The organism is Dorea longicatena (assembly GCF_024168045.1).
In the GTDB taxonomy this organism is placed as follows: domain Bacteria; phylum Bacillota; class Clostridia; order Lachnospirales; family Lachnospiraceae; genus Dorea_A.
Genome location: NZ_CP100126.1, coordinates 1142090 through 1158138, shown reverse-complemented (window position 1 = coordinate 1158138; position 16049 = coordinate 1142090). Strand labels below are relative to the sequence as shown.

Genomic DNA, 16049 nt, shown 5'->3' with positions numbered 1-16049 from the left:
TCTTCCTAACAATCCATGATCAGATCTTCCAGTGTCCCGCCCGGTTTTACCATCGGATATACCAGATCTTCCGGATCAATGTCGAATTCCAGGATATATGGTGTCTTTGTACTCTTCATAGCTTCTCTGAATGCCGGCTCGATCTCTTCTTTTTTCGTAATATGGATGCCTTTTGCACCATAAGCGTCTGCCAGTTTCATAAAATCCGGTGTGTAAACAGGACATTCAACCTCTCCGCATTTTCCTCTGCAGGCTGCTCCCGAGCGCAGACATGTCATGGAATAGCGCTTTCCATAGAATAATTTCTGCCACTGACGCACCATTCCAAGATTATTATTATTAAAGATACAACTGATGATCGGCAGTTCTTCCAACACTGCGGTTGCCAGTTCCTGACTGTTCATCTGAAAACCACCGTCTCCGGAGATTGAGATGACCGGTGTATCCGGATTCCCGATCTTCGCTCCAATCGCTCCCGGCATACCATATCCCATTGTTCCAAGTCCTCCGGACATCAGAAGCTTTTTCTTCTCTGTAATCTCAATAAACTGCGCAGTGAACATCTGGTGCTGTCCGACATCCGTTACAATGATCGCCTCATCAAAGATCCGGTTAATCGCCTCAATAACATCCTGCGGTGTCATGATCGGTTTCTTTTTCATCTTCAGCGGATGCTCCGCTTTCCAGTCTTCGATCGTATCCATCCATTTTCCCGTCTCAAAAGGAGTGACATACTCTAACATCTTCGTAACGGCTTCTTTGGCATCTGCTACGATCGGCACATCCACCTGCACATTTTTAGAAATTGCGGCTGTATCAATGTCAATATGTACAATCTGTGCATTCGGTGCAAATGAATGCAGCTTTCCTGTGATCCTGTCATTGAACCTGGTTCCGATCGAAAATAACAGATCACATTCATTTACCGCCATATTACATGCATAGGCACCATGCATTCCAAGATTTCCTATATATAACGGATGTGTAGTCGGAACCGCCCCACGTCCCATAACTGTTGTTACAACCGGGACATTCGTCACATCCACCAGTTTCGTAAATTCTTCATTGGCATGTGCTATATTGATACCTCCGCCTGCGAGGAACAATGGTTTCTTTGCCTTGGAAAGCATCTTAACCGCACGTTTTAACTGTCCGACATGTACATGGGTATTCGGCTTATATCCACGGATATTCACTTCATCCGGATACTCGGCACTTCCCAATTCTCCCATTACATCTTTTGGAAGGTCGATCAATACCGGTCCCGGCCTTCCTGTTCTTGCAATATAAAATGCTTCTTTCAGGATACGTCCGAGGTCTTCCCTGTTTCTGACCGTAACACCATATTTCGTAATACTTCTGGTGATTCCGATAATATCTACTTCCTGGAACGCATCATTTCCGATCAAATGTCTGGACACCTGCCCCGTAAAGCATACCAGTGGTACACTGTCGTAATAGGCAGTTGCAAGACCTGTCACAAGATTCGTTGCCCCCGGTCCGCTTGTAACCAGACACACTCCTGTTTTTCCGGTTGATCTTGCATAAGCATCTGCCTCATGTACCAGTGCTACTTCCTGTCTCGGAAGAATTACCTTCGTATAATCCTGCTTATAAAGTTCATCACTGATATCGATCGTACAGGCTCCCGGATACCCGAAAATTGTATCTACCTGTTCTTCTCTCAGCGCTTTTACCAATAATTTATTTCCACTGATCTTTTTCATATACTACCTCCTTAAATTTTTACTTTTCTATAAAATAAAAAGAAAAGCCCTAAGCTGCAAGCTCAGGGCGATTATTGCATCTTTACAGCATTTCACTGAATATTTATAAAACATTATAGGTGACGTTCTTTGGTATTGTCAACTCTTTTTATCCGATTCATTTACTGCTGATTTTTATAATGAACTTTTGCACAATCGTGTTATTGATCTTTTTTATCATTTTCCCGACAAATTTCGTTATTTTTCCATCTTTCACAAATTTCACATTTAATTTTAAATTTTTTTGTGATTTTTTGTATTTTTTTCCAAAAATGTATAGCAAAAAAATGCAAAAAATTATACAATAGATACATAAGCAATAAGGAGGATATATCATGAAACAAAATAATATGTTAGCGATGATATTAGCCGGCGGTAGAGGCTCACGCCTTCACGAACTGACAAATAAAGTTGCAAAACCAGCTGTTTCTTATGGTGGAAAATACAGAATCATCGATTTTCCACTCAGCAACTGCGCAAACAGCGGAATTAACGTAGTAGGAGTTTTAACGCAGTATGAATCAATTCTGCTGAACAGTTATGTGGCAGCCGGACGTCGTTGGGGATTAGATGCCAAAGAAAGCGGCGTATTCGTTCTTCCGCCACGTGAGAAGGCAGATGCGAACCTGGATGTATACAGAGGTACAGCAGATGCAATTTCTCAGAACATCGATTTTATTGATACATATTCACCGGATTATCTTTTGGTTCTCTCCGGTGACCATATCTATAAGATGAATTATGACAAGATGCTGCAGGCGCACAAAGACAACGGTGCCGATGCAACCATCGCAGTCATCGAAGTTCCTATGAAAGAAGCAAGCCGTTTCGGTATCATGAATACCGACGAAGAAGGCCGGATCATAGAATTTGAAGAAAAGCCGGAACATCCAAAGAGCAATCTTGCTTCTATGGGAATCTATATCTTTAACTGGAAGCTTTTACGTAAGAAATTAATTGCTGATATGAAAGATCCTGATTCCAACCATGACTTCGGAAAAGATATCATTCCGTCTCTTCTGAGTGATGAAAAAAAATTATATGCATACAAGTTCAAGGGGTACTGGAAAGATGTCGGAACAATTGATTCTCTCTGGGAAGCAAATATGGATCTGCTGAGCAAAAACAATGAACTGGATCTGAATGATCCGACCTGGAAGATTTACACCGAAGATGCAACTACTCTTCCTCAGTACATCGGTCCGGATGCCAATATCAGACATGCATTTGTCAATCAGGGTTGTGTGATCGAAGGTGATATCCAGAATTCCGTTCTCTTCACCGGTGCCAAAGTCAGAAAAGGCGCAAAGATCATCGACAGCGTTCTGATGCCTGGTGTTGAAGTGGAAGAGAATGCTGTCGTTACACGTGCACTGGTTGCCGATAATGTAAAGATTGGTGCAGGCGCAGTTGTCGGCGATGCCAAGAGCGAGCACATCGAGCTCATTTCAAAACGTGTAAAGGGGGTAGAATAACATGGCTAAAGCATTTGGAATCGTAAATTTTGCCGGAAATCACATTGCAGTAGAAGGTATGCAGGAATATCGTCCGGTAGGTGCTTTTTCTTTCCTTGGACGTTACCGTGTCATCGACTTCACGATCTCTAATATGAGTAACAGCGGCATCGACCATATTCAGGTTTATATCCGCAGAAAACCGCAGTCACTGACTGCACATCTCGGAACCGGACGTCATTATAATATCAACTCCAAGAGTGGTAATCTCCAGATTCTTTATTCCGGACTCGGAATGAATATGAGTCTGTATAACAATGACATTGCATCCTACATCGAGAACTTAGAATATATTGAACAGCAATTGGAGGAATATGTCGTAATCGCTCCAAGTTATATGATCTATACCCAGGATTACAACAAACTGTTAAACACTCATATCGAATCCGGTGCTGATATTACCTTACTGTATCACTCCGTAGACAATGCAAAAGAATATTTTCTGAATTGCTATGCTGTTAATCTGAACAAGCAGAAAGGGGTTCTTTCACTGGAACAAAATCACGGAAATGCAAAGAACAAAAACATCTTTATGGATACTTATATCATGAAGAAAGATTTGTTCATCGAACTGATCCACAAATCAAGAAAGACTTCTTCTGTATACACATTACTGGATATCGTAAATGCTTCCTGCGAAGACCTTGATATCCGCGGAGTTTCTCACAGAGGTTACTTTGCAGCAATCTCAGATTTTAACAGCTACTATGAGTCCAACCTGTCCCTGACAGATATCAAAACAGCACAGAATCTGTTCGTGCCGGACTGGCCGATCTATACCAAGACCAACGATTCCTGCCCAACCCAGTATTTCGAAACCGGAACAGCCAAAAACTCTGTTGTGTCAAATGGCTGTCTGATCGAAGGAGAGATTGATCATTCTGTTATCGGACGTGGATGTATCATCAAGAAAGGAGCTGTTGTCAAAAACTGCATCGTACTTTCTGATGCTTACATCGGTGAAAATGTTCACGTAGAGAATCAGGTAATTGACAAACATGCTAAGATCACACATGCAAAAGAGTTGTCCGCTTCTGAAGACCGTCCTGGATATGTAAGAAGGAACGATACATTATAGAATATACTTTTAACGGAAATATAACAAAAGAGAGCGGAAAAATCATCAAGTTGATCTTTTCGCTCTCTTTTATCTACCTTTTACCGGATGACTTCCTGCGCAATCTTCTGCCAGGATATTCTGCTCACATCACATGCCCTGTTTTTCACAAGTCCTCTATTTTCCTGTTTTACTGTCCTAATTGCATCTTCCAGTGCCTGTGCCAGTCTTTTTTCAAAAACCGGAAGTTCTTCTTCCACTGCTTCATCCGCACCTTTCATCTTTGGCAGATCCACATAACGGATATCAGCATCCGGTATCATATCCTCAAGCCAGTCTGCCACTCCATCCAGCCTCGTCATCACTACGCGGTCACCACACGCCAGGCTTTCGATCACTGTAAGCGGCAGTCCTTCATACATAGACGGCAAGACAAAGATATCTCCGTCGTTATACAGTTTTGCCAGTTCCACCTGCGGCACACAACCGGCAAATCTGACCGGATATCTGCAGTGTGCAGCCAGTTCTTTTATTTCTTCATATTCTTTCTGATTTCCAGCTCCACCCGCAAGCACAAGTTTTATCTGTCCGCTTTCTTCATCCAGCAGGTTCATCGCACGCAAAAGACTTTTTACGCCTTTCTTCTGCGTGATTTTCCCGGCAAAAACCAGCCGCACCACATCATCCTTTTTTCCCGGCTTCTCACCGGTTATCCGGAACACATGACTATTGTACCCCGTACCGATTACCGTCATGCTCTCACTTTTCACCGGATATATCTGTCTGATCTTTTCTTTCTGTGCTTCCTGAAGTGCAAAGATCCGGTCAAGACGCGGAATCTGACTGCGTATAAATTCCCGTTGAAATGACGTATTTTTCATCTGTCTCAAATCCGTATTGTGACAGAATCCATATACTTTCTTTTCCGGATAGTGCTCCCGCACCAGTGCTGTCAGATAATACAGATGATGGCATAAGATCAGTTCCGGATCTTCTCTTTCTATTACTTCATCCAATACTGCAAGAAATGCATTTCTGAACTGTACTGTCATATCTTCTGTCATATCCTTGTATCTTGTACTGATATATGGCATCTCATCTGACATACCCACAACCGGATATGGTAATCCTTCCGATTCAAAATATACCGGATATGCCTTCACACCATCCGGCATATCCATCTGTTCCCCTCTTGCAATGCCTGCCAGCACAGTCTGCGTATGTCCCTCTTTTGCAAGTGCTTTCACAACCTCTGTCAGATAGACTCCACTCCCGGTACTGCATGGTTTCTGTGCCGTGACACTAAGTATTCTCATCCCGCTTTCTTTATCTCCTCTCATATATCGCAAATACATATTCCAGATCAAAATACGTCTGTTCGTCACTGATTTTTGTCATCTCCCATTCCGGATCTGCATCCAGATCCGGGAAGTATGTATCTGCATCATACGCATGATCGATCTTTGTAACATAAGCCTTTGTACAATACGGAAGAAGCTGGCGGTAAATACTCTCTCCACCGATCACATAGATATCTTCCGAATCGTATTTTTTTAATTCTTCTACCATCTCTTCTACAGAATGTACGATCACGGTATCTTTTACTTTATAATTCTTATCTGTCGTAAGTACCACGTTAACTCGGTTCTTCAGCGGCTGTCCTCCCGGAAAGCTTTCCAGTGTCTTTCTGCCCATCGCAACAACTTTTCCATTCGTTGTCTCACGGAAAAATTTCATATCCTGCGGAATACTCACCAATAATTTATTTTCTTTTCCAATTGCCCAGTTCGAATCTACTGCTACGATCAAATTCATATTATTTCCTCCTACTTATACCGCTACCGGAATATTTTTAATCTGGTCATGTGTCTGATAATCGATCAATTTCACATCATCTCTTGTAAACTGATAGAAATCCCTAATCTCCGGATTCAGCCAGAACTTCGGTGCCGGAAACGGTTCACGGCTGATCAGTTCTTCAATCATCGGTACGTGTCTGTCATAAATATGTGCATCTGCAATCACATGGACAAATTCTCCCACTTCCATATCACACACCTGCGCAAGCATATGGATCAGCACAGCATACTGACATACGTTCCAGTTATTTGCAGCCAGGACATCATTGGATCTCTGGTTCAGGATCGCATTCAGTGTCAGTTTATCATGTCCCGGTTTCTTCGTCACATTAAATGTCATACTGTAAGCACATGGATACAGGTTCATCTCATGCAAATCCTGATGTACATAGATATTCGTCATGATCCTTCTGCTGTATGGATTATTTTTCAGATCGTAGATCACACGGTCCACCTGATCGAACATTCCTTCTTTATACTGATGCTTTACGCCCATCTGATATCCGTAAGCTTTTCCGATCGATCCGTCTTCATCTGCCCAGCTGTCCCAGATATGGCTGTGCAGGTCATTGATATTATTTGATTTCTGCTGCCAGATCCAGAGAAGTTCATCCGTACAGCTTTTAATCGCGGTTCTTCGAAGTGTCAATGCCGGAAATTCTTTCGACAGATCATAACGGTTCACGACTCCGAATTTTTTGATCGTATACGCTGGTGTCCCGTCTTCCCATACCGGTCTGACCTTTTCTCCTCTGGTATCGGTACCGTTATCGATGATGTCACGGCACATGTTGATAAACACTTTATCTGCATAACTCATTTTTACATCTCCTGTCTCTCTGCTTTTCGTTCTGTCTACGGATCACTGATATTATAAAGGACCCTGTCCAGCATCTTTTCCAATGCTGCAATTTCTTTTTTACTCATTCCGATCGTAAGCCGCCGGTCGATCTTCTTCCGGTAGTTATCCATTTTTTTCTGGATATCGTACGCTTTTTCTGTCGGGTATATGTTCTTGCATCTTTTATCCTGATTACTTGGAACCGCCAGAATGAACCCCTTTTCATCCAGCCTTTTTAAGATTCCTGTCACCGTCGGATTCTTAAGACTTAGTGCTTTCTCAATGTCTTTCTGATTCATGAATTCTTTGCTGCTGCCAAGAAGGTAATCCAGCACCGCACACTGTGACGATGTGATCCCAATCCCGCGGAGCAGACTGTTGAATTCTTTCTCGTAAATATTATTAATCTGTTTAAACATAAATCCAACGGGTAATCGTTCTTTCATCCTTTGTCTTCTCCCATTCCCCTGTAAACATCATCCGTCCGGGAAGATTCACATCCCCGGACGGACTCATTCAATCAATTTATTTTACCATATTCCAACAGGCTATGCAATCTCATCCATCGCACGAAGCTCTTTTAGCGCAAACCCTATTGCAACAATTCCTGCTGCTGCATCAGCAATCGGTCCTGCATACATTACACCATCAATTCCCATATAAAGCGGGAAAATAAGTATCAGTGGAAGCAGGAAAATCACCTGCCTTGTAAGTGAAACTACAATACCCAGCTTTGCCTTACCGATCGATGTAAAAAATCCGGAGGACATCGGCTGTATTCCATTGATAAATGTCATGAACATAAAAATCCGGAAATATCTCGCTGCAAATTGATAATATTCCTTACTTCCTGTACCAAAGATACTCACAAGCTGCATCGGGAAGAACTGGAAACACAGAAAAAATACAATGCCAACCGTCATGGCGATCTGGAATGCTTTCCAATAGGTCCTCTTCACCCTGTCATACGCCTCCGCACCGTAATTGAATCCCCAGATTGGCTGGCAGCCCTGTGAAATCCCGATTGCGATTGCCATAAACACCATATTTACTTTAGAGATCACCCCCACGCATGCCAGTGGAATATCCGTTCCATACACAGAAGCCGCTCCATAATGCCGCAATGTATTATTCATCGTGACCTGTACCACAGCCATAGCAATCTGATTGATACAGGAAGCCATTCCCAGTGATATGATCTTCTTCAAAATCTTTCCTGACGGACGGAACATCTCTTTTTTCAGTTCCATTTTACGGAATCGTCCGAAATATACAATGACCATAATACCTGATACGATCTGACCGATCACGGTTGCCCAGGCAGCACCTTTGATTCCCCAATGGAATCCGAAGATAAATAACGGATCTAAGATCGTATTAATGATTGCTCCCGTCAGCATACACGTCATCGAATATGTCGGACTTCTGTCTGCACGGATCAGATGATTCCCACCCGTCGTCAGGATTAGAAACGGTATTCCGAATGCGGTAATCCCCGTGTAATCCTGTGCGTATGGCAGGATCTTCGCTGTTACCCCAAAGATGTGCAGTAACGGATTCAAAAATACAAGTGTGACCGCCGCAATGATCACTCCGCAGATCACCAGCATAGCAAGTCCGGTTCCTGCGATCCTGCTTGCCTTCTCATGATCTCCCGCACCGGAACACAGGTTAAAATTCGATGCACTGCCGATTCCCAGAAGAAGCGCTGTTGCCGTACAGATGATCGACACCGGAAATGCGATATTGGTCGCCGCATTTCCCAGAAGTCCGACTCCCTGTCCGATGAAGATCTGGTCTACAATATTATATAACGAGCTCACCAGCATACTGATAATTGCCGGAATTGCAAATTTCGCGATCAGTTTTCCTTCTTTTTCTGTCTCCAGAGGATTTCTTTTTTTCTGTTCCTCCATCTCATCTTCACTCCTTATCCGATTATAAAAGACGGAGCTTGTTACAGTCTCCGTCCTTTAAAAATATTCTGCTATTTATGCTCTAATATTCACGGATCACAGTTCCGATCTCACGTGTCGTATCCATATCCGCCAAATGTTCCAGTGCATCTTCCAGATGCTTTTCCTTTACTGCTTCTGTCACGATAACCAGTTCTGCCGCATCATCTGCCTCCGTCTTCTGGATGACTCTGGCAATACTTACCTTATGCACTCCAAATACACTCGCGATTGCTGCAAGCACACCCGGTTTATTATCCACCAGCATACGGATATAGAATTTATTCTTTACTTCTTTAAAATCCTTTACCGGTGTGTCACGATAACAGGTGCAGCTGATTCTTCCCGTACAATGATACTGAATATCACGGATCACATCGATCACATCACCCATGATCGCGCTGGCTGTCGGAAGTTCTCCCGCTCCACGTCCATAAAACATCGTATCATCTGCTGCATCGGAATGTACGAATACTGCATTAAAGGAATCTCTGACAGATGCAAGAGGATGCTCCTTCGGAATCATCATCGGATGTACTGCAACTTCTATACCACCTTCTGTATTATGTGCGACACCGAGCAATTTTATCACGTCACCGAATTCTTCTGCGTACTCTACGTCTTTTGCCGTAATCTTCGTAATTCCTTCTGTATATACATCATCAAATGTCACTCTGGAATGGAATGCGATCGATGCCATGATCGCTACTTTACGTCCGGCATCCAGTCCTTCGATATCGGCTGTCGGGTCTGCCTCAGCATAGCCAAGCTCGGTAGCAAGTGCCAGTGCATCGCCAAAATCCATGCCTTCTTCGATCATCTTGGTCAGGATAAAGTTCGTTGTACCATTGACAATACCGATGACTTCCTGGATCTCATTTGCCGCCAGACACTGCTTCAGTGGACGGATGATCGGGATTGCTCCTGCTACGGCTGCCTCAAATAAGAAGTCCACTCCACTTTCTTCTGCAGCTTCCAGAAGTTCATGTCCATGTGTTGCCACCAGATCTTTATTTGCAGTTACAACATTCTTCCCTGCATGCAGAGCTTCCAGAATCATAGTTCTTGCAGGCTCAATGCCACCCATCACCTCGATCACGATCTCGATTTCATCATCGTTAATGATATCTTCCCACTTATCTGTTAAAAGAGACTGGTCTACGCCTTTTCTCTTCTTATTCATGTTATGTACCAGTATCTTCTGGATCTTAAGACCTGCCCCGGCTTTCATTGCCATCTCATCTTTCTGGCATTCTACAAGCTTATATACACCACTGCCAACCGTTCCAAGTCCCAGAAGACCTGCTTTTACTACTCTTTCCTGATTCATCTTCTCACATCCTCGTTTTCTTGTTCACTCTCTTTTTGTTTATGTACACTTTAGTATAGCACAGTGCCACATATGATTTCAATCGGATTCTTTCTCTGCTCGTAAATTAGTACAACAAAAAAACGTTGCAAACAGTCAATTCAGAGCGACAGACGGGACTCGAACCCGCGACCTCCACCTTGGCAAGGTGGCGTACTACCAACTGTACTACTATCGCATAACAACTACTTGCAACGTCTTTTCAGAGCGACAGACGGGACTCGAACCCGCGACCTCCACCTTGGCAAGGTGGCGTACTACCAACTGTACTACTATCGCACATCAAGTATATTTTATGTTTTCGTATTCATCAGAACGATATTTAGTATATCGCAACTTTCTCATTATGTCAATATCTTTTTCAAGTTTTTTGAATTTTTCTTTCTATCTGAAAATTCAAATAATTTAATAAATGCCAGGAATAATCTTTATCTGACTGTTCCCGGCATTTTATTCTTTACTTACTCAGCGTCGTCTTTCTTCTCTTCCTTTGCCACAACTGCAATTCCGAGTTCCTCCAGCTGTTTTGCATCTACATGTCCCGGTGCTTCTGTCATCAGGTCAGATGCATCTTTTACCTTCGGGAATGCGATCACGTCACGGATGCTGTCCTGTTTTGCCATCAGCATAACCAGACGGTCCAGACCGTAAGCCAGTCCTGCGTGCGGCGGTACTCCGTATTTGAATGCTGTCAGAAGGAATCCGAACTGCTCCTGAGCCTGTTCTTCCGTAAATCCAAGTACTTTGAACATCTTGCTCTGAATATCCTGATCGAAGATTCTGACACTTCCGCCACCGATTTCATTACCATTTAATACGATATCGTATGCTTTCGCACGCACTCTTCCCGGATCACTGTCGATATACTGAAGATCTTCTTCCATCGGCATCGTAAACGGATGATGCATTGCCGTGAAGCGGTTCTGTTCTTCACTCCACTCAAGAAGCGGGAACTCTGTTACCCACAGGAATTTGTATTCGTTTTTATCAAGGAGTTCCATCTGGCGGGCAAGTTCCAGACGAAGTGCTCCAAGTGTATCCCATACAACTTTATTCTTATCTGCCGCGAATAATAACAGGTCACCGTTCTCTCCGCCCATTGCCTCGATCAGCGCTTTCATCTCGTCATCTGTCATAAATTTGGCAAATGAGGATTTTACAGTTCCGTCTTCATGGATTGCAATATAGGCAAGTCCTTTTGCGCCGTAATCTTTCGCAAAATCAACCAGCTTGTCGATCTTCTTGCGGGCCATTCCACCCTGTCCTTTGGCGTTGATACCGCGAACAGTTCCACCATTTTCAATTGCATTTTTGAATACAACGAACTCGCAGTCTTTTACAACATCTGTAACATTCGTCAGTTCCATACCGAAACGGATATCCGGCTTGTCAGAACCAAAGCGATCCATTGCCTCCTGCCATGTCATTCTCTGGATCGGAAGGGATACTTCTACCCCCAGTACTTCTTTGAATAATTTTGCAAGCAGTCTTTCATTTACCTCGATGACATCATCAACATCTACAAAAGATAACTCCATATCAATCTGTGTGAATTCCGGCTGACGGTCTGCACGTAAGTCTTCGTCACGGAAACATTTTGCAATCTGAAAATATCTGTCATATCCGGAGCACATCAGTAACTGTTTGAATAATTGCGGCGACTGCGGCAGTGCATAGAACTGTCCCTGTTGGATACGGCTCGGTACCAGGTAATCTCTTGCTCCTTCCGGTGTACTCTTGATCAGGACCGGTGTCTCAATCTCCAGAAATCCTTCTTCTGCAAGGAACTGACGTGTCAGAGTTGCAACTTTACTTCTCATCATCAGATTGCGCTGCAGATCCGGTCTCCTGAGGTCCAGATATCTGTATTTCAGACGTACTTCTTCTTTTGTCTTGGAATTTTCTTCAATGTGGAACGGAGGTGTCTCTGACTCGGAAAGAATACGGAGTTCTTCCGGAAGTACCTCAATTTCACCTGTTGCAAGATGATCATTCACCGCACCGGAACGCTTTGCAACCGTTCCCACGATTGCTACTACATATTCTGCACGAAGCTTTGCTGCTTTTTCGATCAGCGCTGCTTCTGATTTTCCTTCTTCAAATACCACCTGAATGATACCGGAGCGATCTCTGACATCTACAAATACCAGACCTCCTTTGTTGCGGTTCTTCTGTACCCATCCCATGATGGTAACTTTTTCTCCTACATTGGCTGCAGATAATTCTGTACATCTATGGGTTCTTTTCAACCCTTTCATTGATTCTGCCATGTTCTTTTTTCTCCTTTTTCGGCGTCTTTACGCCGTGATTTATTGTTCTCTAAAACATATTATAAGTTCTCTACGGAATCTGCATAGCAATCCACGATTTCTATATAACCATCTTCTGCCAGTTGTTCTTTCTGGAATTTCTTATTCTTTTTCATGTTGACGATCAGAACCTGTTTTCCTGCCTGACGGTCTGTCTTTGCAAGTGACATTACTTTTAAAAGACCTTCTTTTGTCATCTTCTTTTCTAACAGATATGCTTTCTTCTCTTTTACAGTCGGAACTTCATATCCATTTTCCAGGAGCAGCATAACAATTCTCTCGAATCCGATGGAGAATCCACATGCAGGTGTATCCTGTCCGGTAAATTTACCGATCATCTTATCATAACGTCCGCCTCCGGCTACTGATCCGCCGAAGTCATCCATTGTTACTTCAAAGATAGTTCCTGTATAGTAAGACTGTCCTCTTACAAGTGTCGGGTCGAATTTGATATTAAATTCGCATTCCTTTGCAGTCTCAACGCTGGAAATGATCATTTCCATACTATCTGCTGTCTCTCCACTTAAGCAGTCTCCTAATTTTTCTTTCAGAAAACGGATACCTGTCACATCCGGTGCAACATCCTGAAACAGCTGAAGATAAGTCTCTACATTTTCCTTTGCATATCCCATCTCTTCCAGTTCTTTTGCAACGCCTTCTGCCCCGATCTTGTCCATCTTATCCAGGATAATGAAGACTTCATCATAGTCTTCCTCACGGAAGCCACTATATGCAGCCATTGCCTTCAGTATGTTACGGTCATTGATACATACCGTAAAGTTCTGGAAGCTTAACTTTCCAAGCATAGCTGTGGTTGCAAGAATCAGCTCAATCTCTGCAAGATTTCCCGGTTCACCCAGAATATCAATATCGCACTGCATGAACTGTCTGAAACGTCCTTTCTGCGGACGGTCTGCTCTCCATACATTCCCGATCTGCAATGCTTTGAACGGTGCCGGAAGCTCATTCGAATGGTTCGCATAATATCTGGCAAGCGGTACGGTAAGGTCGTAACGCAGACCTCCATCCACCAGATCATTCTCTTCTTTTGCTGTATCGATCTTCAGTTTTTCACCTCTTTTTAAAATCTTGAAGATCAGTTTCTCGTTGTCTCCTCCCTGCTTGCTGCACAGGTTCTCGATATGTTCCACACACGGTGTCTCGATGGAACAGAATCCGTATGTCTTATACGTCTCTTTAATAAGTCCGATCAGGTAATCACGGATCTCCATCTCACGTGGGAGCATGTCTTTCATACCGGTAACCGGTTTTTTCTTTAATGCCATAACCATTCTCCTTTGCGTTCTATCATTTCGTCGATCCTGTCGATATAGGCATCTACTGCCTTGACATTCTCCTGACGGATCAGACGTGTCATTTTCTTCTTTTTACTGCCCGGCATAGGAATCGGATTCTTTAATACGATTTTTGTCGACGCACCTGCGCCTGCGGCAATAATAGATTGTTTTTCTTCCATAATAAGTATATTGTATATTCCGGCTTTGTCAACCTTTGCATAACCAACATTTTCAAAATTCCCTGCAATATTCTTCTGTCTGTACAGATAATACGGGAAAAGTTCCATCTCTTCTGCTGTTTTTGCTGCTTTTTCGATCATGCCGGAAAGGATGTCATGTGTCTCCTTCACATCCCGGTGTAAATCTCTCATTTCCATTCTGGCCGCTCTCTTGATTGCCAGTGAATGCACCGTCAGACTGTCCGGCTTCATCTGAGCGATCTGAGCCAATGTATCTTCCATATCAGAAATATCTTCCCTCGGAAGTCCTGCGATAATATCCATATTGATATTATCGAATCCGGTCTCTCTGGCCAATGCATAGGCCTCTTTTATCTCTTCTACGGTATGTTTTCTTCCGATCGCATCCAGTGTCTTCTGCTGCATGCTCTGCGGATTGATGGAAATCCTGGTAATGCCGTGGCTCTTTATAACCTTTAATTTTTCTTCTGTTATGCTGTCTGGTCTTCCTGCTTCTACAGTATACTCCAACAGATGTTCTCTCGAAAATTTCTCATCAATCCATCCCAGCAGTCGTTCCAGCTGCTCTGCCGTCAGAGTAGTCGGTGTACCTCCGCCGATGTAGATTGTATTCAGCTTTTTATTTTTTGAACGCTCTGCGATAAATTCCAACTCTTTACAAAGTGTATCTACATATACATCTACTTTTTCTTCCCAGCGATCCAGCGGTCCGGAACTGAAAGAACAATAAGAACAGACCGACGGACAGAACGGGATTCCTACATACAAGCTGTACCCTTCTTCATAATCCAGTTCTTCCAGAATCTTCCGCTCCCTCTCGGCAATCTCCCATGCAAGCACTGCCTTTTCTTTTCTTACTCTTGCGCTTTCCCATGCCCATCTGATATAATCTTCTTTTTTCCAGCCGGCTTCCAGCTTCTGCATAGCAAGCTTGGTCGGACGTACGCCTGTAAGCACTCCCCATGCAAGTGGTTCTCCGGTGATCTTCTCCAGTTGGTCATACAGATTCAGGTCTGTCTGCCGTTTTTTCTCCGTTTGCAGATTCTCCGTTTCTGCAAAAATTTCCTGACCATCCGGTAATTGTACCGTTACATAATTAGAGGCTTCTTCATCCGTCTTGCAGGATACTTCCTGCGACGGATAAAAAGCCTTTAATATATGATACGCATTATAAGTATAAGACTCGCTTTTACATATAATCTGAATCATTTTAATTCTCCATTCTGTTTTTTATCACTGTCTTTTGCCAACATTCATTATATAAATGGATTATGGAGTTTTTCATAACCGATCGTCGTTTCTTCCATATGCCCCGGATATACATGTGTCTCTTCCGGCAGTACCAACAGTTTCTCCTTTACAGAACGAACCAATGCCGATGCGCTTCCGCCCGGGAAGTCTGAACGGCCAACCGATGTCTGGAATAATGTATCACCGCTAAAGAGGACGCCTTCCTGTTCCATATAATAACAGCATCCACCCGGTGTATGTCCCGGTGTATGGATCACACGGAACTGAAAACCTGCAATTTCCAGCTGTTGCCCATCACTGACCGGAACCGCCTCCTCAAACCGGTATCCTCCACGCACATATGTAGAAGACAGATTACTTTCACCGTCCGTCATCATCGGAAGGTCCGCTTCTTCTACATATACCGGAACTTTTACGTCTTCCATCACATCAGAAAGTCCCATAATATGATCAAAATGTGCATGTGTCAAAAGCACCGCTTTCAGTTTCAGTCCCTGCTCCTTTACCGCATTCTTTACCTTCGCCGGATAAGCTCCCGGGTCAACCATGACCGTCTCTTTTGTCTCTTCGTTGATTACCAGATAGCAATTCGTACCAATCATTCCAACTACGTATTTCTTTATCTTCATA

General features: G+C 43.4%; 13 protein-coding genes and 2 tRNA genes. 2 read left to right on the top strand and 13 right to left on the bottom strand.

From position 1 onward, the window contains the following. Positions 1 to 5 precede the first annotated feature (5 nt). Positions 6 to 1727 (bottom strand): biosynthetic-type acetolactate synthase large subunit, encoded by a 1722-nt coding sequence (gene ilvB, locus NKF87_RS05550; protein ID WP_253584131.1) that lies wholly within the window; start codon positions 1725 to 1727, stop codon positions 6 to 8. 374 nt (positions 1728 to 2101) lie between these two features. Between ilvB and NKF87_RS05545 the strand changes: the two genes are divergently transcribed. Together NKF87_RS05545 and glgD are read left to right on the top strand one after the other, a co-directional pair. Then, positions 2102 to 3241, top strand: coding sequence for a glucose-1-phosphate adenylyltransferase (locus tag NKF87_RS05545; RefSeq protein ID WP_118224631.1), 1140 nt, complete (start codon positions 2102 to 2104; stop codon positions 3239 to 3241). A 1-nt stretch (position 3242) separates the two neighbouring features. Then, complete coding sequence (gene glgD, locus NKF87_RS05540) at positions 3243 to 4358, top strand: glucose-1-phosphate adenylyltransferase subunit GlgD (RefSeq protein WP_117598016.1); 1116 nt, start codon at positions 3243 to 3245, stop codon at positions 4356 to 4358. 80 nt (positions 4359 to 4438) lie between these two features. Here glgD and NKF87_RS05535 read toward each other — a convergent pair whose 3' ends face one another. The 12 genes from NKF87_RS05535 to NKF87_RS05480 form a co-directional block, all read right to left on the bottom strand. Continuing rightward, complete coding sequence (locus NKF87_RS05535) at positions 4439 to 5653, bottom strand: glycosyltransferase family 4 protein (RefSeq protein ID WP_253584129.1); 1215 nt, start codon at positions 5651 to 5653, stop codon at positions 4439 to 4441. Between the two features lie 10 nt (positions 5654 to 5663). Further along, positions 5664 to 6152, bottom strand: a complete 489-nt coding sequence (locus tag NKF87_RS05530; protein ID WP_118309432.1) for a dihydrofolate reductase — start codon at positions 6150 to 6152, stop codon at positions 5664 to 5666. A 15-nt stretch (positions 6153 to 6167) separates the two neighbouring features. Further along, positions 6168 to 7016, bottom strand: a complete 849-nt coding sequence (gene thyA / locus NKF87_RS05525) for a thymidylate synthase (protein WP_253584127.1) — start codon at positions 7014 to 7016, stop codon at positions 6168 to 6170. 35 nt (positions 7017 to 7051) lie between these two features. Then, the gene (locus NKF87_RS05520; RefSeq protein WP_253584125.1) at positions 7052 to 7483 is read right to left on the bottom strand and encodes a MarR family winged helix-turn-helix transcriptional regulator; all 432 of its coding nucleotides are present in this window, start codon (positions 7481 to 7483) and stop codon (positions 7052 to 7054) included. Between the two features lie 102 nt (positions 7484 to 7585). Then, a complete protein-coding gene (locus NKF87_RS05515; protein WP_253584123.1) occupies positions 7586 to 8953 on the bottom strand; it encodes an MATE family efflux transporter in 1368 nt (455 codons plus the stop codon). A gap of 82 nt (positions 8954 to 9035) precedes the next feature. Next, complete coding sequence (locus NKF87_RS05510) at positions 9036 to 10322, bottom strand: homoserine dehydrogenase (protein WP_117598014.1); 1287 nt, start codon at positions 10320 to 10322, stop codon at positions 9036 to 9038. A gap of 144 nt (positions 10323 to 10466) precedes the next feature. After that, a tRNA-Gly gene (locus NKF87_RS05505) sits at positions 10467 to 10539 on the bottom strand. A gap of 28 nt (positions 10540 to 10567) precedes the next feature. Then, positions 10568 to 10640 (bottom strand) — tRNA-Gly (locus NKF87_RS05500). Positions 10641 to 10822: 182 nt separating this feature from the next. Next, positions 10823 to 12631, bottom strand: a complete 1809-nt coding sequence (gene aspS, locus NKF87_RS05495) for an aspartate--tRNA ligase (protein ID WP_117598013.1) — start codon at positions 12629 to 12631, stop codon at positions 10823 to 10825. A gap of 59 nt (positions 12632 to 12690) precedes the next feature. After that, positions 12691 to 13962 (bottom strand): histidine--tRNA ligase, encoded by a 1272-nt coding sequence (hisS, locus tag NKF87_RS05490; RefSeq protein ID WP_055280980.1) that lies wholly within the window; start codon positions 13960 to 13962, stop codon positions 12691 to 12693. Beyond that, the gene (hemZ, locus tag NKF87_RS05485; RefSeq protein ID WP_117598012.1) at positions 13947 to 15377 is read right to left on the bottom strand and encodes a coproporphyrinogen dehydrogenase HemZ; all 1431 of its coding nucleotides are present in this window, start codon (positions 15375 to 15377) and stop codon (positions 13947 to 13949) included. Before hemZ ends, hisS begins: the two co-directional genes overlap by 16 nt. A gap of 47 nt (positions 15378 to 15424) precedes the next feature. Beyond that, positions 15425 to 16048 carry an MBL fold metallo-hydrolase gene (locus NKF87_RS05480; RefSeq protein WP_055280976.1) on the bottom strand — a complete coding sequence of 208 codons (624 nt, stop codon included), beginning with the start codon at positions 16046 to 16048 and terminating at the stop codon, positions 15425 to 15427. Between the last annotated feature and the right edge of the window lies 1 nt (position 16049).